General features: G+C 47.5%; 19 protein-coding genes and 1 other RNA gene. 11 read left to right on the top strand and 9 right to left on the bottom strand.

All coding sequences use genetic code 11. The annotated features are described in order from the left end of the window. Positions 1-56: 56 nt before the first annotated feature. The gene (gene cas6, locus J0A67_RS10745) at positions 57-950 is read left to right on the top strand and encodes a CRISPR-associated endoribonuclease Cas6 (RefSeq protein WP_206569326.1); all 894 of its coding nucleotides are present in this window, start codon (positions 57-59) and stop codon (positions 948-950) included. Between the two features lie 36 nt (positions 951-986). On the opposite strand, the gene J0A67_RS10750 is transcribed toward cas6, so the two are convergent. After that, positions 987-2,261 (bottom strand): type IX secretion system plug protein, encoded by a 1,275-nt coding sequence (locus J0A67_RS10750; RefSeq protein WP_206569328.1) that lies wholly within the window; start codon positions 2,259-2,261, stop codon positions 987-989. A 36-nt stretch (positions 2,262-2,297) separates the two neighbouring features. Then, entirely contained in the window at positions 2,298-4,223 is a 1,926-nt protein-coding gene (locus tag J0A67_RS10755) for an ABC-F family ATP-binding cassette domain-containing protein (protein ID WP_206569329.1), read from the bottom strand. Between the two features lie 93 nt (positions 4,224-4,316). On the opposite strand from J0A67_RS10755, the gene J0A67_RS10760 reads away from it, so the two are divergent. Beyond that, positions 4,317-5,495, top strand: coding sequence for a PQQ-dependent sugar dehydrogenase (locus tag J0A67_RS10760; protein WP_206569330.1), 1,179 nt, complete (start codon positions 4,317-4,319; stop codon positions 5,493-5,495). A gap of 19 nt (positions 5,496-5,514) precedes the next feature. Here J0A67_RS10760 and J0A67_RS10765 read toward each other — a convergent pair whose 3' ends face one another. The 4 genes from J0A67_RS10765 to J0A67_RS10780 form a co-directional block, all read right to left on the bottom strand. Further along, positions 5,515-6,834, bottom strand: coding sequence for an ABC1 kinase family protein (locus J0A67_RS10765; RefSeq protein WP_206569331.1), 1,320 nt, complete (start codon positions 6,832-6,834; stop codon positions 5,515-5,517). A gap of 3 nt (positions 6,835-6,837) precedes the next feature. Next, complete coding sequence (locus tag J0A67_RS10770; protein WP_206569332.1) at positions 6,838-7,503, bottom strand: TetR/AcrR family transcriptional regulator; 666 nt, start codon at positions 7,501-7,503, stop codon at positions 6,838-6,840. A 114-nt stretch (positions 7,504-7,617) separates the two neighbouring features. Next, on the bottom strand, positions 7,618-8,160 hold the full coding sequence (hslV, locus tag J0A67_RS10775) for an ATP-dependent protease subunit HslV (protein ID WP_206569333.1): 543 nt from the start codon (positions 8,158-8,160) through the stop codon (positions 7,618-7,620). Between the two features lie 137 nt (positions 8,161-8,297). Then, positions 8,298-9,947 (bottom strand): pyruvate dehydrogenase complex dihydrolipoamide acetyltransferase, encoded by a 1,650-nt coding sequence (locus J0A67_RS10780; RefSeq protein ID WP_206569334.1) that lies wholly within the window; start codon positions 9,945-9,947, stop codon positions 8,298-8,300. Positions 9,948-10,058: 111 nt separating this feature from the next. Between J0A67_RS10780 and J0A67_RS10785 the strand changes: the two genes are divergently transcribed. The 5 genes from J0A67_RS10785 (at position 10,059) to J0A67_RS10805 (ending at position 15,073) form a co-directional block, all read left to right on the top strand. Next, positions 10,059-11,018, top strand: coding sequence for a YheT family hydrolase (locus J0A67_RS10785; protein ID WP_206569335.1), 960 nt, complete (start codon positions 10,059-10,061; stop codon positions 11,016-11,018). 30 nt (positions 11,019-11,048) lie between these two features. After that, entirely contained in the window at positions 11,049-11,747 is a 699-nt protein-coding gene (locus tag J0A67_RS10790) for an SOS response-associated peptidase (RefSeq protein WP_206569337.1), read from the top strand. A gap of 101 nt (positions 11,748-11,848) precedes the next feature. Next, the gene (locus J0A67_RS10795; protein ID WP_206569339.1) at positions 11,849-12,847 is read left to right on the top strand and encodes a 3-oxoacyl-ACP synthase III family protein; all 999 of its coding nucleotides are present in this window, start codon (positions 11,849-11,851) and stop codon (positions 12,845-12,847) included. Further along, complete coding sequence (locus J0A67_RS10800; protein ID WP_206569341.1) at positions 12,847-13,422, top strand: hypothetical protein; 576 nt, start codon at positions 12,847-12,849, stop codon at positions 13,420-13,422. Before J0A67_RS10795 ends, J0A67_RS10800 begins: the two co-directional genes overlap by 1 nt. Before the next feature lie 106 nt (positions 13,423-13,528). Then, complete coding sequence (locus J0A67_RS10805; RefSeq protein ID WP_206569342.1) at positions 13,529-15,073, top strand: toxin-antitoxin system YwqK family antitoxin; 1,545 nt, start codon at positions 13,529-13,531, stop codon at positions 15,071-15,073. A gap of 300 nt (positions 15,074-15,373) precedes the next feature. Here J0A67_RS10805 and J0A67_RS10810 read toward each other — a convergent pair whose 3' ends face one another. After that, on the bottom strand, positions 15,374-15,895 hold the full coding sequence (locus J0A67_RS10810; protein WP_206569344.1) for a cupin domain-containing protein: 522 nt from the start codon (positions 15,893-15,895) through the stop codon (positions 15,374-15,376). Between the two features lie 203 nt (positions 15,896-16,098). On the opposite strand from J0A67_RS10810, the gene J0A67_RS10815 reads away from it, so the two are divergent. Further along, entirely contained in the window at positions 16,099-17,346 is a 1,248-nt protein-coding gene (locus J0A67_RS10815; protein ID WP_206569346.1) for an ROK family transcriptional regulator, read from the top strand. Positions 17,347-17,402: 56 nt separating this feature from the next. On the opposite strand, the gene J0A67_RS10820 is transcribed toward J0A67_RS10815, so the two are convergent. Beyond that, a complete protein-coding gene (locus J0A67_RS10820) occupies positions 17,403-18,260 on the bottom strand; it encodes an ROK family protein (protein ID WP_206569347.1) in 858 nt (285 codons plus the stop codon). A gap of 442 nt (positions 18,261-18,702) precedes the next feature. Here J0A67_RS10820 and J0A67_RS10825 point away from each other — a divergent pair, with 442 nt between their 5' ends. Both J0A67_RS10825 and J0A67_RS10830 read left to right on the top strand, forming a co-directional pair. Continuing rightward, positions 18,703-19,278 carry a hypothetical protein gene (locus tag J0A67_RS10825; protein WP_206569348.1) on the top strand — a complete coding sequence of 192 codons (576 nt, stop codon included), beginning with the start codon at positions 18,703-18,705 and terminating at the stop codon, positions 19,276-19,278. 120 nt (positions 19,279-19,398) lie between these two features. Beyond that, entirely contained in the window at positions 19,399-19,959 is a 561-nt protein-coding gene (locus J0A67_RS10830) for a pentapeptide repeat-containing protein (RefSeq protein ID WP_206569349.1), read from the top strand. 37 nt (positions 19,960-19,996) lie between these two features. On the opposite strand, the gene J0A67_RS10835 is transcribed toward J0A67_RS10830, so the two are convergent. Further along, on the bottom strand, positions 19,997-21,637 hold the full coding sequence (locus J0A67_RS10835; RefSeq protein ID WP_206569354.1) for a M28 family metallopeptidase: 1,641 nt from the start codon (positions 21,635-21,637) through the stop codon (positions 19,997-19,999). 136 nt (positions 21,638-21,773) lie between these two features. On the opposite strand from J0A67_RS10835, the gene ffs reads away from it, so the two are divergent. Next, positions 21,774-21,860, top strand: an RNA gene (gene ffs, locus J0A67_RS10840) — signal recognition particle sRNA small type. Positions 21,861-21,946 lie beyond the last annotated feature (86 nt).

Here is a 21,946-nt window from a genome sequence, read left to right on the forward strand (position 1 = left end):
TATCCACCCATAAGTATTTTAATTCACCATTTGTCTCATTTTATTTTTAAATCACCGTGAGAGTTAGACTAATATTTTCACTAAAGAACAAAGGCTCCTATTTGCCTTTTCATCATCAGTATATCCTTGCGCAATTCCTGAAAGGCCTAATTGTTAAAGGAGGAAGAGAAGAGTTCTTCAACTACAACTACTTCAACTTTTCTGGCCTGAAAGGCCAGACCAAAGTCAGTAGAAGTGGTTTGCATTATTATTCCAGCCTGGTGACCTTGGTCCTTTCCTCCCAGAGCGAGGACTTTATGGACTATTTGCTGGAGCAGGTTTTTGCCACGCCAAAAATCGAACTTGGCAACTTGATCCTTTCGCCGGAATACACCGAGTTGGAGACCGAGCCTACCTTGGAGACCAACAACAAGTTTGTGTGTATTTCCCCTCTTGTGCTGATCACTCCGGCATTCAACGAAGAGGCAGGCAAGCGCTTCATCAATCCGGACAGTGACGAGTTTTCCGATCTGCTTTATGAGTCTACTTTGACCAGGATGGAAAAATCGGGCTGGTACACCGCTGAGCAGATGGAGTCCTTCTTCAAATTCCAAGTGGTACCAGACATGGTTTATGTCAACAAACTGAAGGAACAGCAAAAGAAATTTGCTAGGATCTATGCGGTCTATGACATGGACGTCAAGTATGAAGTTAGGGGCTACACTTTACCTTTTACCCTTTATGCAGCTCCGGAAGTGCAGGATTTCGTCTTCAAATGCGGCTTGGGAGCCTTCACCCACAAAGGTTTCGGGATGCTCGACTTGGCAAACCACCCTTCTGGCAACCGGACTACCACTTACAAGTTCAAACGGGAAGGCTTTGTTCCTTACAAGCCGACTGAGCGCGTACGGCAAAACGTCGCTCCGACATCTGAAGAAGGCAATGAAGGGAATTCACCTGAAGAGCTTTAACACTAAGAAAACCTTCCTTTGGAAGGTTTTTTAGTTTTACAACCTTCTCCTATTTGGATGCAGGTAGACGTAGCCGACCAGCTGGTCATAGCGAGAACCCAGCGCCCTGTAGTACACCAGCACCTCATATTCATTTTCGGTTTCAAAAAAACTACCCTCGATGGGGTCTGAATCGTAACCGTTTGGAGTTTCAAAAGCATATTGGTAGTCGTACCAGCCTTGCTTCAGCAACAAAGAAGTGGTATAGTGGCCAGTTTTCGGATCATAGGTCATCTTGGCTTCCGGGCTGTTCCCCCAAGAAGTCAAAGCCCCTAGCATCCGGATATCTCTGCCCGGATCCGCCGCTAGGTAGAAGGTGGTGTACATATACTCACTCTCCACTTCCGAATCTCCTCCCGGCCGGTCATTGGTGTACACCATGTATTGCCCATTCAGGTCGAGATATTGGGAATAAACACCTCCCGGTCTGGGCTTTTCGGCCAAGGCATTTGCGAAGATTACCGTCTCTTCCACCTGCACCTCAGCGACGTTGACTCCAGTTGCTCTGATAAACCTCAAATCCACGAACCTGAACTCGTTGCCTGCTCGAAACGTACTCGAGCCGTCAAAAGGCTCATATCGTATAGTTTTGGAATTTTGGTTCAAAAAAGTTGGTTTTGCCAGCAGTTTTGCATTATCCCAACGCTGGTTTTGGCGAATAAGAACCTTGACTTGGGTCGTTGGATCTGTGAGATCGACTTTGGAATAATTGACCATCACATTGATTTGCTGCAGCGCCCGCCTATCTTCTGTTTCCGTCGGTGGAACTACCGCCGCTCCCACTACAAACAGCTCCTCATAAACCATGAATCGCCGAGTGAGCACCACATCGCTATCGTCTCTGTTTCGGTAGACCTTCAGGACATAGTTTCCAGATTTGGTGACACGCGGCACATTGAAGGAATAGTGGATGTAGGGAATTCTTGTGTTGACCGAATAAGAATACTCTTGGATATTGTATTCATTGAAGGAAATGGAAAAGTCATTGTCTCGAAGGGCCGACTTTTTCCAGTCCGCATCACAATGGATCAATTTGGCTGAGTATTGCTCTGGATCATAGGCGATGTCGTCAAAAAGCAATACCAAAGGCCTAGCGTCACTTAGCGATATGACTGGCGCATCCAGCTTACTATCCTGCTGCACGCCAAGCGGAAACATGCGCACGGAATGAATATGCTCAGAGAATACCTTGTCCTCCAATACCTGAGCCTGCAGGATGCCTGACTGGATCAATAGTAAGGAGAAAATAAAGTAGAGTTGTTTTGCGGACATGGTTCAAAGTAAAGAATTCAGCCCAAATCCTGTCAATTAGCCGGCCAATTCCTGAATTGAGGAGATCTTGTCGACCAGTTCCTCCCATTTTGCGTTGGCTTCGGCCAAGCTATTTTGGATGCGTTGGTACCCTTCTTGGATTTTTTGGGCCTTAGCCTCGTCCTCATACAGCGCAGAGTCGGCCATCTTTTCCTCTGTCTCCGACTTCAGCAGGTCGAGGGATTCTATTTCCTTCTCTACCTTCTCGAGCTGCTCTTCCAGTTTTTTAAGTTCTCTTTTGGCTTGCTGCACCTCGGTGGTACTCTTCTGTATGGGAGGCGTGATCTTCTTCTCCACTTTTTCAGTCACAGGTACTTGCTTCACGTCGACCTGCTGGCTTCGCCAAAACTCATACTCCTCGTATGTCCCAGGGTATTCCTTAATCTGATAGTCCTCAATATACCAAATCTTGTTTGCCACCCCTTTGATAAAATGGCGGTCGTGGGAGACTGTGACAAAAGTCCCCTCATATTGTTGCAAGGCCTGAATGAGAATGTTCACCGACTGAAAATCCAAGTGGTTTGTCGGTTCGTCGAGCAGCAGGAAATTTGCCTCCGAGATAAGGGTCTTGGCGAGGGCTACTCTGGATTTTTCGCCTCCCGAGAGCACTTTGATTTTCTTGAATACCTCTTCATTGGAAAAAAGAAAACATCCCAAAACCCCACGAAGCTCCATTTCAGACTTGGAACTGCCGGCTTGGGAAAGCTCCTGGAGAATCTCGTTGTCAAGGGTCAAGGCTTCCAATTGATGCTGGGCAAAGAATGCCTTGATCACATTATAGCCTTCAGTTCTCCCTGTGACGCCTTTTTCAGATCCGTCAATGATTCTTAGCAGGGTTGACTTGCCTTTTCCGTTGGCTCCGATGAGGGCGATCTTATCCCCGCGTTCTATCCGAGCTGAGGTGTTTTTCAAGATAACATTGTCGCCGTAGGCTTTGGAAATATGATCCAGGACCACGACATCCCGGCCGGAAGGCTTTGAAAACTTAAACTTAAAATTGACAGACACCTCATCGTTCACCACTTCATGAACTCGTTCCATCCTGTCTAGCGCTTTGATCCTTGACTGTACCTGGTTGGACTTGGTGGCCTTGGCGCGGAAGCGTTCGATAAACTTCTCGGTCTGCTTGATCATCTGCTGCTGGTTTTCATAGGCATTCTGCTGAAGCTCCATGCGCAGCTTTTTCTCTTCTTTATAGAAAGAATAGTTGCCGGGGTACAAGGTGAGGGTATGGTTAGCTACCTCCACAGTACTACTGATGCAATTGTCCAGGAAAGTTTGGTCGTGAGACACGACGATCACCGCTCCTTCATAATTCTTCATGTAATTTTCCACCCACTGGATCGAGGGCAAGTCGAGGTGGTTGGTCGGTTCATCCAGCATCAGCAAAGAGGGTTTTTCTAAAAGCAACTTTGCGAGCATCACACGCATCCTCCAGCCACCGGAAAAAGTTCGAAGTGGTTTCTCTAAATCCGAAGACTTGAAACCAATCCCTTCCAAGACTTCCTCCGCTTTGGATTTGATGGTATAGCCCTCGTTTGCTTCAAAACGCTCCTGAAGATTTGCGAGCCGGTTAATGATCTCCTCAGAATAATCCGTCTCCATCTGTTTCAAGACTTTATCAATCTCGTCCTGAAGCGCCAAGGTCTCTTTGAACGCAGCCAAGGCAACATTCAGGATACTTTCATCAGACTGATAGGAAAGCAGGTCTTGGTTCAAAAATCCAATCGTACAGTCCTTCGCTTTCTGGACTTCACCGGTTGTCGCCTGATAATCTCCGTTGATTATTTTCAACAAAGTTGATTTTCCGGTTCCGTTTTGGCCCACCAGGCCAATCTTGTCCTTGGGCTTGATATGGAGGTTTGCATTTTCGTAGAGCGGGCGGCCGCCGATGAAATAGGAAAGGTTGGAAATCGATAACATGGCGCAAAAATAACCAATGCCCCGTTTATACCGCCTCCACTCGGAAAACAATCTCGTTTGTTGTAGCTTAAATATGTGAAACCCAAAAATACCATGAACCTCAAAAAAGCGATTGTCTGGAGTTTATGCCTTGGCATTCTGAGCCTCAATGCCCATTGCCAAGAGAAAAGTACTGGTGGACCCGAAGGAAACAAGCTCGATATCCGAACAGCACAAGCCAATGTCAAACTTGATCGACTCAAGCTTCAGCCTGGTTTTAAAATCGAAGTTTGGGCTGCTGATGTCCCAAATGCCCGCTCAATGGCAATCTCAGACGACGGGGTTGTTTTTGTGGGAACCCGTCAGGGAAAGAACGTCTACGCTCTGGTAGATGAAAACAAAGACGGCAAGGCTGATTCCAGATACACTTTGGCAAGTGGACTCGACATGCCAAATGGAGTCGCCTTCAAAGATGGCGATCTCTATGTGGCGGAAGTCAGCCGCATCCTGAAGTTTGGGGATATCAAAAACAATCTGGACAAGCCCGAATTCGAAGTGGTCTTTGACGGGTATCCAACAGAAAAACACCACGGGTGGAAATTCATCGCCTTCGGTCCGGACAGCATGCTCTACGTGCCCGTCGGAGCTCCCTGCAACATCTGTGAAAGCGAAAATCCGATTTTTGCAAGTATCACTCGAATCGATATCACCAAACCTGGGGCAAAACCCGAGGTCTATGCACACGGAGTCCGAAACTCCGTAGGATTTGACTGGCATCCCATCACAAAGGAGCTTTGGTTTACCGACAATGGAAGGGACTTGATGGGCGACGACATTCCCGATTGCGAACTCAATCACGCAACTGCGGCCGGGCAGCATTTCGGATATCCTTACTGGCACGCTGGTACAATAAAGGATCCCGACTTTGGAAACAAAGGAAAGGAAACGGCGGCTTATGTAGCTCCTGCAGCCAAAATGGGACCTCACAATGCGCCGCTGGGGATGAGATTCTATTTGGGAGACTTGTTTCCAAACGCCTATAAAAACAACGCAATCATCGCAAAACACGGCAGCTGGAACCGAAGCAAAAAGGCTGGATACGAAGTGGTCATGGCCTCCATAGACGCTTCCGGCAGCGTGACCGCACAGGAGAAATTTGTGACGGGTTGGCTGGACGATGCAAGTCAGGAAGTATGGGGACGACCAGTCGACGTGCTGGAAATGCCAGACGGAAGTCTGCTAATCTCCGATGACATGGCCGGCTGTATCTACAGAGTGACCTACGCCAATTGAAGTCTCGGATTAGGCAAGTTCATTTGAGCCAATCTGGTTTGGTAGTCGTCACCTCCGCTTGCAGTTGGTTGAGCAAATTGTACAAGCCAAAGTAGGTTCTGTTGATGTAAAGCCCATGTCGTGAGCCCCTTGCCTGTCGGGATTTCTTGAACATCTTGTCATTGGAGATCCTGTCCCCGAGCTGGAATATCTGCTCAAAGTAGGAGTCGTCCGAAAAATCAAAGGAGTCTACATGGAAGGGTTTGCCCAAGAGGGAGATCATTTCCCTAAAGACCTGCTTGAAGTAGCTTTTTTCTGCAGGAGAATCTTTGTCGGAAATAAAGTCCAAAGAATAGAAAACCTTGTCCAGTTCCACCTCGTCCATACCCAGTTCTTTTTTGATCAACGCGAAGTATCCTTGGTAAAAATCCTCCGGAATCACCTTGACACATCCGAAATCTATAATACCAAGGCGGCCATCTTCCTGTATGATGAAATTGCCCGGATGAGGATCAGCATGAACTTGTTTGAGTTCGTGAACCTGAAAATGGTAGAAGTCCCAAAGCGCCTGACCGACTTGGTTGCGGGTAGCTTGGCTGGGATTGGTTTCCATCCACTCCTTGATGTGTTTCCCGAAAATCCAATCCATGGCGATGATACGCTCTGAGCTGAGTTCACTGTAATATTTTGGAAAAACGAGATTGGGGATGGAAGCGCAGGCCTTGGAGATCTCACGGGATCGCTGCACTTCAAGCAGATAGTCTGTCTCTTCCAGCAAGCGTTCCTCCACTTCCTCCATGTAGTGGTCGAGTTCCTTTTCGTTCATATTGAGCAGTCTCAATGCAAAGGGTCGTACCAACTTCAAGTCTGAGCTAACCGAATCGGCCACCCCGGGATATTGGATTTTTACCGCCAGATATCTTCCTTTCAGCGTAGCTTGATGCACCTGGCCGATGGAGGCAGCGTTCACAGCATTTCGGGAGAAGGTATCAAAAATCTGTTCGGGGCTTTTGGAGAAAAACTGCTGGAATGTCTTCACCACCAAGGGATAAGACAAAGGCGGAGCGGAACATTGCGCCATCACGAACTTGTCCTGATAGGCCCTTGGCAGGAGGTTTTTGTCCATGGACATCATCTGGGCCACCTTTAGCGCGGAGCCTTTCAGCTCGCTCAGTGAGGAATAAATGTCCTGGGCGTTGTTTTGGTGGAGCTCTTCCTTGTCCATCGATGGATTTACCATCTTTTTCGCATAGTGCTTCACATAGTTCCCTCCCACTTTGGCCCCGGTGGTTATAAATTTTGCAGCGCGCTGCACCTTAGAAACAGGAATAGACTCCTGTTCTTTTACTCCGTCTGCCATGGTTTATTTGTTTTGGTAGAGAAACTTTGCAAAGTCCAAGAAGGTGTCGAGCGCACTCTTGCCCATGAGGTCAAAGGCGAGGTTGACGGATTTTTCCACCGCAGCATCGGTCTTCTCAAAGCGGGGGCTTCTGTCATCCACCCAGAAACGTAACACGAACATCACCTGAAGCCAGAGCGCTTCCCCGTACTTTTCCGTGACATAGGGCCTGTCGGCGATTTCCTCGGTTTCTTTACCCTCCGCCAAAATCTCCTCGCTGAAGTCGATGAAAGCCCTTTTGAACTCTCGGGTATCGGCCGGAAGCTCCCTGAGCGCCTTCACTTTGTCCCCATACAAAACCAAAAGATAGGAGCGGCTTTTCTTCAGCTCTTCTATCCAAGTGAACAGAAATCCCAGGAACTTCTCTCGGGCAGAATAGCTCGCGAAGACCTCCTGCTTTTGGATTTCCGCCAGCGTATCTTCAAAGATCGACGTCCAGATGGAGGACTTGATGGATTTGAACGATGTGAAATAAGTATAAAAATCGGCCTCTTTGAGTTTGAGGCTTTGGGCAAATTTAAAGATGGAGGCCGGCTCAGATCCGTGATCCAAAACGTAGATTTTGAATCCTTCCAAGATCAGTTTACGCTGGTCTTTTTTGACAGTTTTTTTGGCAGGGGCAGTTTCCATAGTTATGTGTTGGCTCTATGGATTTAACCGATCCTGCTTGAGATAGTTTGGCTTGGAAGCAAAAAAAGCCGGAAAATATTTCCGGCTCCAATTCATGTTTTTTGAATAAGTATCTCAATCCTTCACTTTCTCCACCACCAGATTATGGTTGGTGTAGATGCAGACATCCGCGGCAATGTGTAGGCTTTCACGCACCATTTCCTCGGCAGATAGTTGAGGGGCGAATTTCTTCATCGCACGGGCCGCAGACTGGGCAAACATGCTCCCCGAACCAATAGTCGCGATCTCCATATCCGGCTCAATTACGTCTCCATTGCCAGAGATGATCAAGATATCCTCTTTGTCAGCCACGATCATCATCGCCTCAAGTTTGCTCAGCATTCGGTCTGTACGCCACTCCTTTGCCAACTCCACCGCGGCGCGCTTCATGTTGTTGCCAAAAGCGCCGAGCTTCTCTTCAAACTTTTCCAAAAGCGTAAACGCATCGGCCGTCGATCCCGCAAAACCGGTCACGATCTTTCCCCCCTGCAATACTCGGATTTTCTTCACAGAGCTTTTCGCCACGGTATTTCCCAGCGTTGCCTGTCCGTCTGCTCCTATGACTACCTCACCGTTGTGCCTGATGGCGACGACGGTGGTTGATTTGATTTTTTCCATGTAATAAAAGTGTAAGATTATCGGCTGTTTGGCTATTGGCATTTCTCTAGGGACGCCTTATTAGCACATTGCTTCTCACCAATAACCGTTCTAAAACAAAAAGTCCCGTCGAAACAGGACTTTTTGGCAGTTGATTTTTATACCAAGATCCGAACAGGATCTTCAAGAAGTCCTTTTAGAGTCAAAAGGAACGCCGACCCGACGGCTCCATCGACTACGCGGTGGTCACAGGAAAGCGTCACCTTCATGATATTGCCAATCTTCATCTGTCCGTCCTTCACGATGACGGTCTCTTTGATTCCGCCTACGGCAAGAATACAAGCGTCTGGCGGATTGATGATAGCTGTAAACTCATCGATACCGAACATCCCCAAATTGGAAATGGTGAAGGTATTTCCCTCCCAATCTTTAGGCTGGAGTTCTTTGTTTTTGGCTTTTCCGCCAAGCGACTTGGCTTGGTTGGATATCTGCGAAAGAGAAAGACTATCTGCGAATCGAATCACAGGTACGAGTAGCCCATCCTCTACGGCTACGGCCATGCCGATATGAATATGGTCGTTATAACGGATTTTGTCGCCTAGCCAGCTGGAGTTCACTTTTGGATGCTGGCGCAAAGCTGCCGCGGTAGCCTTGATCACCATGTCGTTGAATGAGATTTTCACAGGGGAAATCTCGTTCATGCTTTTCCTTGCTTCGACGGCCTTGTCCATGTTGATCTCCATGGTAAGGTAGAAGTGTGGCGCGCCAAATTTGCTTTCGGCAAGTCGCTTTGCGATCACCTTTCTCATTTGGGAAACTTTTTCCTCGCGGAAGCTTTCCTGGCCAAGTGCAGGCGCAGCGCTTGCGGCGGCGGCAGGCGCCGCGGAAGCGGCTGTTGGCACAAAGGTTTCGATGTCACGCTTTACGATTCTTCCACCCTCACCTGATCCATTGACCTGACGGATGTCAAATCCTTTTTCCTCCGCCATCTTCTTAGCCAAAGGTGATGCTTTCACTCGCTCACCACTTGCACTAGCTACCGGTGCACTAGCAGGGGCGGCCGGAGCAGCTTTGGCCGCTGGAGCCTCAGCTTTTGCTTCTTCAATGGGCTCAGCTTTGGTTTCTGCCGGAGCGGAAGCCTTAGCTCCGCCCTGCTGTGCCTTCAGCAGGGTCTGGTAGTCTGCGCCTTTTTCACCAATGACTGCGATAACTCCATCCACAGGCACACTGTCTCCGGCTTCCACACCGATGTAAAGGAGCACACCGTCTTCGTAGGACTCGAGTTCCATCGTCGCCTTGTCGGTCTCGACTTCGGCGATGATTTCACCAGATTTGACAGAGTCTCCGACTTTTTTTAGCCAGGAAGCAATGGTTCCTTCCTGCATGGTGTCACTCATCTTAGGCATGGTGATCACCGTAGCGTTGATGCTGGAGGTGTCTATTTTTTCGGCAGGAGCTTCTGCTTTCTCAGCTTTAACTGGTTCTTCGGCCTTAGCTTCTGGCTTTGATTCTTCTTTTTTGGTTTCGGCTGGGCTGGACGACCCGTTGAGCAGGTGCTCGTATTCTTCGCCTTTTTCACCGATGATGGCAATGACGCCATTGACCGGTACTGAATCTTTTTCTTGAACTCCAATATATAAAAGCACACCCTCTTCGTAAGACTCCAACTCCATGGTTGCTTTGTCGGTCTCCACTTCGGCCAAGATGTCGCCCGGCTTCACGGTATCCCCTACCTTTTTCAACCACGCAGCGATCACTCCCTCCTCCATGGTGTCACTCATTTTTGGCATTCTTATTATTTCGGCCATAGGTAATTTCGAGCTTGTTCGTTTTTTAAAGTGTCCAAAAATAGTTTTTAAAAACGCTTTATTCAAATTTATATCCTGTATTTTCCATGTCGTTTTAGGCCGTATTTCACCATGCCACTGACTTCTGACAGCCTCTACCAAAGACCTAATTGGCTCTTTAGTGGACACTTAGAAACCATTTATCCCGCGCTTTTCCGAAAGGTGGAAATCCAAAAACCTAAGCGGGAGCGGATAGAAACTCCCGACGGCGACTTCTTGGACTTGGACTGGTTCAACACGGGGAGTACTCGTCTGGTGATCGTCAGCCATGGCTTGGAGGGCAACAGCACCCGCCCCTACATGCTGGGAATGGCTCGTGAGTTCACCCAAAAGGACTTCGACGTGCTCACATGGAACTTTCGCGGATGCAGCGGGGAAATGAACCGAAAGGCAATCTTTTACCATAGCGGGGCGACCTACGATCTGGACACCGTAGTCCGCCATGCCCAAGCAGATTATCAGGAGATCTACTTGGTGGGGTTTAGCCTCGGGGGAAACCTCACCCTGAAATACCTCGGAGAGCAAAAATCCTCAAATCCCAAAATAAAAAAGGGGATTGCGATCTCGGTTCCGCTGGATTTGGCAAAGTCCTGCGAAAAAATTTCAACCGGCGAAAACATCATCTATTCCAGACGGTTTTTGGTCAGCCTCAAAGAAAAAGTCCAAAACAAATCCTCCCTGTTTCCAGGAGAGATTTCCCCGAAAGCGCTGCGCAAAATCAAAACGCTCCGTGAGTTTGACGATATCTACACAGGTCCTTTGCATGGCTTTTCGAATGCCACCGAATACTATCGGGTCAATTCTTCACTCCAGTTTCTGGAACTCATCGAAGTGCCGACACTCGTGCTAAATGCCCAAAACGACCCCTTCCTCAGTGACACCTGTTTCCCCACAGAAATGGCCAACCGTCTTGAACAGGTCCATTTTGAGTTTCCAAAGCATGGAGGCCACGTAGGGTTTACCGGACCTTTCCCAGAAAAAACCTATTACTCTGAGCGTCGGGCAGTTGAATTTATAACCTTTGATCTCTAACTTCCGCTCTAATAATTCAACTCCCTGATCATGTGTGGAAGATATTCCCTGAGCAAAAGTAAAGCAGAACTGGAGGAACGGTTTCAGGCGGAAATGTTGGTGGATTTCAAACCTAGGTTCAATATTGCTCCCACGCAGCTGGTGCCGGTGATCACGTCGGATAGCCCAAAAGGCTTCTCCTTCTTTTATTGGGGCGTGACTCCGGACTTTGGCCACAACAAACCCGTCGCGCAGAAGCTGATCAACGCCCGGGCTGAATCGATTCACGAGAAGCTTTCCTTCAGGAGTTCCTTCCAACGTCGGCGTTGTCTTATTCCCGCTGACGGCTTTTTTGAGTGGAAAAAACTGGGGAAAAAGACCAAAATCCCCTATCGATTCACCTTGAGGGAGGACGAGCTGTTTTCCTTTGCGGGAATTTGGGAAGAATACGAAACAGTTTCCGGAGAATCGCAGCATACTTTTCTGATTCTCACAACATCTCCCAATGAGGTAGTGGAGGAGGTACACGACCAGATGCCGGTGATCTTAAACCGGCAGCAGGAAAAAAAGTGGCTCGACAAATACAGCTCAGAAAGCGACCTACTAAACTTACTCCAACCTTATCCTGCGGAATTGATGTTGAGCTATTCGGTTTCGTCTTTGGTCAATTCGGTTCAGAATGATTCTCCTGGGATCATCCGGAAAATCTCGCCGATGGACCAGTTTGGGAATTATACCCTTTTCGGATAAAATTCAATAATCTGCACCAAGACCGTATTTTTTGCGTCTCTGCCCGCCAGTAGCGATATTGGCAGTCTTTAGTACTTTTAAAAAAGTAGACCCTAGCAGCAATGAATAAATCCCGAATACTCGGAGCCGGACACTTCGTTCCGGAGCGGATTGTCACCAATGAGGAACTTTCCCAAATGATGAACACCAACGACGAGTGGATCGTAGAGCGAACGGGAATCCACGAGAGAAGGTGGTTTACCCCAGGAGTGGATACAGTGACCAACATGTCGGCCAAAGCAAGTCGCATGGCAATGGAGAGGGCTGGAGTAGCCGCACAGGACATTGATTTCATCGTCTTTGCTACCATCACGTCGGATTATTTTCTTCCAGGAAATGGGGTACTGCTGCAACGGGAGTTGGGCATGACAAGCATCGGTGCCTTAGATGTGAAAAATGCCTGTTCCGGCTTTCTCTATGCACTATCGGTCGCAGACCAATTTATCAAAACCGGCATGTACAAAAAAATCCTCGTCGTCGGCGCCGAGATCCAATCGTCCGCTTTGGACAAAAGCGACGAGGGCAGATCCAGCGCGGTCATCTTTGCAGATGGCGCAGGGGCAGTGGTCTTGGGTGCCACAGCACAGGACCAACCCGGAATACTCAGCTCCCATCTTCATTCGGAAGGGGCTTACGCAGAGGAGCTGTACTGCATCGCGCCGAGCTCCAGCGGAAGCGTACGTATTTCCCAAGAGATGATAGATCGGGGGGATTTTTTTCTTAAAATGAACGGAAACACGGTCTTCAAACACGCCATTGTCCGCTTCATGGAAGTGATCAACGAAGCCTTGGACCACAACATGCTGTCCAAAGATGATATCGATCTGTTGATTCCGCACCAAGCCAACCTGAGAATCAGCCAATATGTGCAGCAAAAGCTGGGGCTTCCGGACGAAAAGGTTTTCAACAATATCATGTACTTGGGCAATACCACTGCGGGCACGATTCCCATTGCCCTTTCTCAGGCTTGGGAACAGGGAAAATTAAAGGAGGGAGATTTGGTGTGCTTAGCGGCCTTCGGTTCCGGATTCACTTGGGCGTCGGTTTTACTTCGCTGGTAATGGAAGAATCAAATGAACTTTTAGATCTTGATCTTTGGCAAAACTCCGACCTCATCCGTCGCCAAAACTTCCTGAAAAGCCAATTCATTGAGATTTTGGAAGACTTAGCGAATTCAATTTCCTCCCGGGACTTTGAAAAAATCTCTCCGCGGTCGCGGGGCTCCAAGATATCCAAGGGCAATGATCTCCTAGGACTCCCCTACCAAGTCTTGGACATGATCCGGGATTTCAATTCACTCGAGGGTGCTAATATTCGTATGCTCAATTGGTTTGGGAAGGGATTCTTTGTCACTATTTTGTTGGGAAAAAATCGAGCAAATCCCATTTTGCCACTTTTGGAGCAGGGGTTTCACTTTGGCATGAGTGACAACAAGTGGGACTATCCAGAGCTGATTTTGAACAACAGCCAAACCCGGGATCCTGACCTGATCCGAAAGCGTGATGGAGAATTCTCTCTTTGGATCAAGAAATTTGAACTGGATAAAAACCCAAAAATCAACGCATTTTCACTTACCGAAGAAGTGAAAAAAATCCTTGGTATCCTGCAACTTCCGCTCGAACAAAACAGGAATTAGCTTAATTTTAAACAGGAAACAGATTTGCACGTAAAAAGTATGTCGAATCTTTTCTTTCGATCGTTTGTCTTGGGTTCGCCATGAACCTCACCCAAATCTACCCACCATGAGAAATTTGCTTCTGGCAGTTTTTACCTTACTATACTTTTCGGCCTATTCCCAGGAACCTCAATTGATCCGGCAATTCAACTCCGATTCCACATTGATGGCAACAGGAGTCGTAGTCAATGGACAGCGCGAAGGCCTTTGGAAGTTTTACAATCCTAAAACCAATACCCTAATCGCCGAAGGAACATTCTCGTCCGGAAAAAAGGAAGGCACCTGGACCCAATTTTACCCTGACGGAAAAAGAAGAGAGGCCACGGAATACCGGGATGGAAAGCTTTTTGGCCCTGCCAAGTATTATGATAGAGATGGGGTTTTGAAAAAGCAGATGATCTATCAAGACAGTATTCCGATCGGAAAATATGTCGAGTTTTTCGGTAAGACCGGCAATCCATCCTATATCGATCCGACACAGGTTTTGGTCGAAGGGCAGTTTGAGGACGGCCGGAAGTCGGGTCAATGGGTCACCTATTACGAGTTTGGCGAATTGGCCGCGCGGGAGTTTTACTCCAAAGGACTTCGGGAGGGGCCCTATCTTGAGTATGATCCGGATGGAAATGTCACGGTAGAAGCCACTTACTCCGGAGGACAGCTCGAAGGTAGTTTCAAGCGATATATGTTCACGATTCTTTTGGAGACCGGCAACTACAAAAATGGCCAAAAAGTCGGAGACTGGAAGCGCTATTTCCCGGAGACGAAAATCATTGAAGCGGAGGAATACTACGACCAAAACGGCAACAAAACAGGTGAATGGAAATATTACTATCAGACTGGTCGTATAGCACGCATCGAAAAATACGAAAATGGCATTGCCGTCGGAGTGTGGGAGGAATACTTTCCTGACAAAAGTCTCTCAAAGCGCAAGACCTATGAACTCGGGGTACCCGTTGGAGAATACATCGAATACCACAGTTCTGGTGAGATCTCTGTTCAGGGAAACTATGTAGGCGGTGCAAAAGATGGGATCTGGAAGAGCTATTTTCCCGACGGAAAGGTATATTCTATTGGAGCCTATAAAAACGATCTAAAGACCGGACTTTGGAAGTATTTCAACAAAATTGGAATTCTAATCGCAGAAGGGCAATATCACCTCGGAATGGAGGATGGACAGTGGTTTTACTACTATGATGGAGGCCAATTGAAATCAGTCGGATCCTACAAACTAGGGGTCGAAGACGGCATTTGGGGACTATTCTACGACAACAAACAACTCACCCAAGAAGAGTTTTGGGACAACGGTCGCCTCAAGAACGTAGGAGAATACTTCAGCTACGACGGTACTAAGTCCTTGGACAAGGGCACTCTGAAGGACGGTGACGGCACGAGAATTACCTACTATGTTTCAGGGCAAAAAGAATCAGAGGGAACTTTCAAGTCGGGAAAAGCTGAAGGCATTTGGATTTTCTTCCACGAAAACGGCCGAAAAGCCTCTGAAGGAATGATGGTAGACGGACTCAAGGAAGGCCCTTGGAGATACTATAACACTTCAGGTAGACTTGAAGACCTGGTGAACTTCAGAAAAGACGAAATTGTGGAAGCTCAGTGAACAAATGTTGCTGTAGTATCATCGAACAGCCTGTATTGCACAATCGCAAACAAAAACGTACAAGCCTGAGGAAAACGTTAAAAAAAAAGCTCTAAATCGATCACAAAAATAATTTTTTGGATTACAGGGTTATTTTTAAACCCATTTAATTGGATTTCAAATTTTTATGCTTAGATTCGGATACTTCTTTCGGCTTGTCCGCAGTAGTTTTTTTTAGACTTGAGTAGTTTATTTTAAGGGTGATTGAGCTACGGACTAAAACTTAAATTTTTAAAGCTCGGGGTAATCCCCCGAGCTTATTTATTTTCTGGCGTAGTCATCCTGAAGCCTTACTATATCATCTTCGTTCGATGGATTTTCAGGATCGGCATGCATCCAAATCTCTGCCACCACTCCCCAGTTTTCAGTTCCGATAAGTCTATGACGCTCTCCTTTTTCCAGAGAAACGACAGCGCCGATTTTCATTTCAGTCACCGGGCCCTGCTCGTCGGTGTGACTTCTTGAAATAGCTGATTTTCCAGCTATGAGCTTCCATAGCTCTGCCCTTCTGAAATGATACTGCCAGGATAGTCGTGCATTAGGAGCCACGAGGAGAAATTTCGGACTCAACTTCTGTGTCAACTGTTCATCAGATAGCTCCACCTCATCAAAAAATTCCGCCTTGAATTGGAGGATCTGGGACTCGTCCAAGACAAAAAAACCACCCCACGGTCGATTCATATCCTTTGAAGCAATTTGGAACCCCAATTCCGAAAGGAAGGACTCCACATTCTCAAAAACTTCATCTTTGCTCAATTGAGCTTCAATTTTGATTTTATCCATCTCATAAAAATTTTGGCAAAAATAGCGAAAGATCAAATCGCTAGAAATTTGGGGCAGAAATTTTCAAATCTTTTCTAAAAACCTGAACCGGTCGGGAAATTATTCGAGTTTCCCTCGACTAGACCGTCCCTATTATCTGATTTTTTTTAGGAAGTCTTTTTTGAAATCTAAAATTTCCTTTAATTCAGGCATTCCTATACGCTATGAACCTAATAAACCCGCAAGAGCTCATCTCCAAAATGGAAGGAGTGGTAGAAATCAAGAGCTACCTCAACAAAATCAAAATCATCAAAAACCTCTATCTAAAAGGTGCCAATACAGCAAGCGAAATCTGTAATGAAGTGGGGATTTCGCTGCCTACCGTAAACGCGCTTCTAGCCGACCTAATGAACTCCGGAGAGGTCATCAAGCAAGGACGTGCCGAATCCCAAGGGGGCAGGAAACCCGACCTATATCGATTAGCGGAAAATGCATTCTATGTCCTGTCCGTTGATCTGTCTAAGTTCAACATGCATCTCGCCCTATATTCGTGCACCCATGAACTTGCTTACGAAAAAGAGGACCACAAAATTATACTCAACAATGAAAAGGAGACATTTGATCAACTTTGCGAGCTGATCGAAACCTATTTGGAGAAGACTAAGGTCCCTTCGGAAAAAATCATCGCGATAGGTTTTTCCATGCCGGGACTCGTGGATTCCATCGGAGGAGTGAACTACACCTACCTGAGATTTGGGAAAAAGACGCTCCTCGAAAACTTAGAAGCGCGCTTCAAGAAGAAAATATTCCTTGAAAATGACGCGAGGGCAATGACTTTGGCAGAGTTCAAATTCGGCTCAGTTCACAACCATAAGAATGTCCTTGGGATATTCATCGGCTGGGGAATCGGGCTCGGAGTAATCATCGACGGCAAAATCTATCATGGAGCATCGGGATTTGCGGGAGAGTTTTCCCATTCACCAATTTTCGAGTCCCGAGACGTCACTTGCACCTGCGGCAAAAAGGGCTGCTTAGAGTCCGTCTCATCGGGCACGGCAATCGTTCGGATGGCGGAAGACGCGATCAAACTGGACAAAGACAGTATCCTGGCTAGGATGGTGAGAGATCACCAGGGTGAATTGGAGCCTGGTCTAGTCGTAGAGGCGGCGCTCGCCGGAGACCAGCGGGCTATCACCATCTTGTCCGAAGCGGGACTGGATCTAGGAAGGGGTATTTCGATTCTCATCCAGCTGCTAAACCCCGAATTGATCATCATCGGGGGATCCGTGGCCGAGGCAAACCAATACCTGATCACGCCAATACAGCAAGCTCTCAATATCTATAGTATGGCTAAATCGAGGGAAAAGTCCCAACTGGCGCTCTATCAGCTTGGCAAAGACGTCGGATTGCTCGGAGGAGTGGCCGTTGTCAACGAAAAACTTTTTGAAGACGTTATCAATAGGGTCGGATAGCTGGGATCAGAAATCCCTTGAATCCGGAAGGCAGGGATTCCAATTTATACTAGTCACTAGAATCGGGTAAAAAAGGGCATGCAAGCTCCCAGCATTGCGGCCCTCTCTCCCAGCTTGGAGATCCGGATTTCCAGACCCAATCTCAAACTATCCAAATAGGCTCGGCAATGGGGTAGAAAAAAGTTGGAGGCTCTGGAGATCTTTCCTCCCAAAACCAGCCCGTGGATACGCTTTTCGACCAAGTATGGATATAAAAACTCTCCCAGCGCCGTTCCATACTCCCAAAAAACATCCGCCGCAATTTCCGAATCAATTTCTCCCAAGACCAGCTCCCTCATTCCGGAGATTTCCTTCTGATACTTCTCCCATACGTAGCTTCTAATCCAGCCTGTACCCAGGTAGTCCTCCGCCTTTCCATCCCTAAATGGAGCAGTCCAAAGCTTCGCATCCCAGACTTCGCCGCCCACATTGAACGCAGAGCCCAAGCCTGTCCCAAGAGTCAGTCCGATGGAATTTTCAAATCCTCGTCCAGCTCCGGCCAAGCTTTCTCCCAACAGAAAAGCCTCCGCATCGTTAGTAAAGACGATTCGGTTAGGATCAATATTCAGGCCGTCGGCAAGTAGATTTTTCACCGAAAGTCCGAAAAGGGCTTTCATTTTGCCTTGATCCTTGATGAGGGAAATTCCATTTGGATAGTCAAAGGGGCCTGGCATCGCAATGCCGACTTGTAGGCCCTGTCCAATGCCCACCGATTTCCTAATCAACGCTATCCAGTCATTGATTATTTCGGCAACGGACCGAGAAGTATCCACGTCCGACTCTCCAAAATCGACAATCGTAGCTTCTTTACCTGTCCACTCTACCCGGCCAACAGAAACATGCGACCCCCCGATATCCAGCCCAATAGTGGTCATAGATTAATTCTTTCCTTTTGATTACTGATTTGGAAAACTGCCGAATCCCTCGGCTAACAAGTAGATGCCCTTTCACTTTAGGATCCAATGCCGTGGTCATCGAAAATCGTCCTCTTTAAGGGCGAAAACCAAAAGCGACAAAAGAAGACTTGTCGACAATTTATTCATCCGCGCATATCCCAGGGGGAAACGGCCAAAAATAACAAAACAGCCAATTCCCGCCAGATGCAGCCGGATAATTTTCTTAAACCGTCAAGAGATGGAACTTCCAGCAATGAATCTCCACCAACAAAAGCCGGAGGGGATCGGTGTGATTTTTCTACCGCCACATTTCAAAAAATCACCCATTGCCCCCACCCAATCAATTGAACTCACCATCCACTAATTCAAATTGGCATTTTGGGCTTTAATCGGGCATTTTCATTGACAAATCATCTCCGTCATGAAAACTTTCCGGCCCAGCCATCAAAATGAATTTAGCCTCTACTCGTTTACTGGAACTACAGAAGAATCCGGAAAAAGCATGGAAACCCAAGTCTACGGCGGTGGTGGCGGTGGCGGAACTTACCAAGGGACGGGGGGAACGGCACCGGTTTCTATCTCATCTCGCACTATCGTCCATGACCAACTTTTTTTGGTCAGCCTCGAAGGAAAAGAAAGAGCCTTTCAACTTCAGGACTTCAATCTGGCGGCCCGAAAAGGCAACCGGCTAAGCGTGTTTTGGGGGATTCCTTCCGGAAAAGACACTGGCCACTACATAGCCGTTAAAAATCACAGTACCGATCAAGTCTTTTACCACGACAAAGAAGTCTCCAAACTATTCTTAAAAAGCTGGCTACAGGGAATCCTTTTGGCAGCGGGTGTTGTCCTATTGCTTTCCGGGGTTTTAGGCGGTGCCGGATTGATCTATACCGCGCTCGGAGGAGGCGCTCTTTTCTTTGCATGGAAGCGGTGGGATACCGCCAAAAAAGAAATAGCCAACTTCAAAGCAGAAATCTCTTCCTTCAGCGGGGAATAGCTCTGGGCAAAAAGCCTTAATTTTCCGAGAACTTCAACAATCGATAAAGCCAGCCAGGTCCGACGGCACGAATACGTACCGTATCCTGACAATTTGAAATTAGTTCTCTCGTAGTCCCAGATGCCCTACTTTTCCGACCAAACTTTCCAAAATCTGACAGCCGACGACATCCAAATTGCTGAATTCGAATCATGCACCTTTATTGGCTGCAATTTCACAAACCTGAATCTTCAGGGCTCCAGTTTCGAAAATTGCACATTCAAAAACTGTGACCTTAGCAACGCCAAAGTTTCTGGCGTTTCCTTCCAAATGGTGCGTTTCGACAGCTGTAAAATACTTGGCGTGCATTTCAATGCGGCCAATCCCTTCCTACTTGAATTCAACTTTCACGCCTGTCAGCTGGATTATTGCAACTTTTACAACCTAAAGCTGAAGAAATCCAACTTCCAAAAATCCCGGCTATTTGAAACTGATTTTTCCCAAGCAGAACTGAACGGTGCAATCTTTGCCGGCTCGGATTTGAGCGGGGCTGTTTTCGACCAATGCAATCTGGAAAAAGCCGACTTTCGCGAGGCCTTCAACTACCGGATAGATCCAGAGCGAAACAAAATCAAAGGCGCAAGTTTCGATTTGGAGGGACTTCCTGGGCTATTGACGAATTACGCGATCAAAATCGGCTGAAATGCAAAAAGCCGGATCTTGCGACCCGGCTTGCACCTTATCTCTTCATGTAGCTGTTCCTAATTGCTTTGAATTCGGAGCCTTCCTTCCAGCTCGGCCATTTGTCAGAATTTGCCAGCGACCTGCCCACGTTGTAAAGCAGCTGCACATCGTCCACAGCCCCATCGAGGTTCCATCTGGCCGGATCATATTCCTCGTTCGGCTTGTGGTAGTAGTTGGCGGTGTAGTCGTCCTGCAACTGTTTGCCGTACTCCTTTCCTCTGTCCACATGATCGATCCCAGTACCAAAATACAGGGCGGGAATCCCAACCTTTGCGAAATTAAAATGATCGGATCGAAAGTAGTAGCCTGCCACAGGATTGGGTTCTGGAGCACTATACCGGCCCAACTTCTCAAGCTCTGCGTTCAAAAGATCCTCCATCTCCGATTGTCCCACCCCGATGATCGAAACATCCCTCATCTTCCCGTAGGGATTGATGCCGTCCATATTGATGTTGGCTACAGTCTTTTCTATTGGGTAAATCGGATTTTGGGCGTAGAATGCCGAGCCCCAGAGCCCTTGCTCTTCTGCCGTGACGGCAAGAAAAACAACCGTGCGCTCGGGTTGACCGTCTGTTTTAAAAGCCTTTGCCAAGGCCAAAAGTGCAGCTGTTCCGGAGGCATTGTCGAGCGCACCGTTATAGATCGAGTCACCGGTTTCATCGGGTTTGCCTATTCCGAAGTGATCCCAGTGCGCGGAATAGATCAAATATTCATCTGGCCTTGTTTTCCCCGTCACTTTGGCCACCACGTTTTTGGAAACATTGTACTTGGCCTCGACTTCTATGGAAGCAGATGCCGAAATTTGGAGAGCAACCGGCTGGAAATCTGCTTTGCGGGCCTTCGCTAGCATTTCTGAATCCTTCAATCCCGCCATTTCAAACAATTTTTTCGCCGTCGGCAAAGTAACCCAACCTTCGAACCCAAGTTTGTAAGGCTCTTTTCCACGATCATCCAGATAAAGTTTGGAAGCTTTCCAGCTATTTTGAATCACGTTGAACCCATATCCGGCGGGGATGGTATTGTGTACGATCAGGCAGCCCAGCGCCCCCTGCCTAGCCGCTTCCTCATATTTGTAGGTCCATCGGCCATAATATGTCATCGTATTTCCCTTGAAAAACGAGGCACCTTTAGTTCCAAAGCCCGGGTCATTCACCATTACCAGTACAATTTTCCCTTTGACGTCGATGCCCTTGTAGTCATTCCATCCATACTCAGGCGCTACAATCCCAAACCCGGCAAATACCACCTCCACATCTTTCACCTCCACGAGTGAATCCGTTCGCTGCGTCCAGATCACATAATCCTGCAATCCAGCAATTACCAGATCTTCCTTGGGGGACTTGAAAGTCATCTGGTCCGAAGGCTGTGAAAAAATCGATACCATCGGGACCTCCTGGAAATAGGAATCTCCGTTTCCAGGCTCCAAACCCATATTTTTAAACTCGGATTCAAGGAAATCCGTCGTAATTTTTTCACCTTCTGTAAAAGGCATTCTTCCCTTAAACTCGTCGGAAGACAAGGTGATCAGATTGGTTTCAAGATCTGAAACTTTAAACTTGTACGGCGGCTTTTTCGGAGCCTGACAGGCCGAAAGGCCAGCCAAGACCAATAGAATGGCTATTTGTGTTTTTTTCATAAATAGTACTTGGGGGTTGAGGAGATAAACTGCTTAAAGAATCCAAGATAAAAATTTACCACTTGATTTCCTGACTCATAGGCCCAAATTGGGAAACGCGCATTGCATGGAGCAAAATTTACCCTACCTTTGTCACCTAGCGGCACGACCAGCTCCTGCTGAATCCCCCAGGTCCGGAAGGAAGCAAGGGTAGGCGGTTGTAGCGGTGCGATGCCGCTTCTTTTTTTGCCCTAAATTTTCCAAATCCCATACTTTTGGGAATTCCTAATCCTGATTTATCTTCTAACTTTGTCCGTTGGCATATGCCAA

The organism is Algoriphagus aestuariicola (genome assembly GCF_017254835.1).
Lineage (GTDB): Bacteria > Bacteroidota > Bacteroidia > Cytophagales > Cyclobacteriaceae > Algoriphagus > Algoriphagus aestuariicola.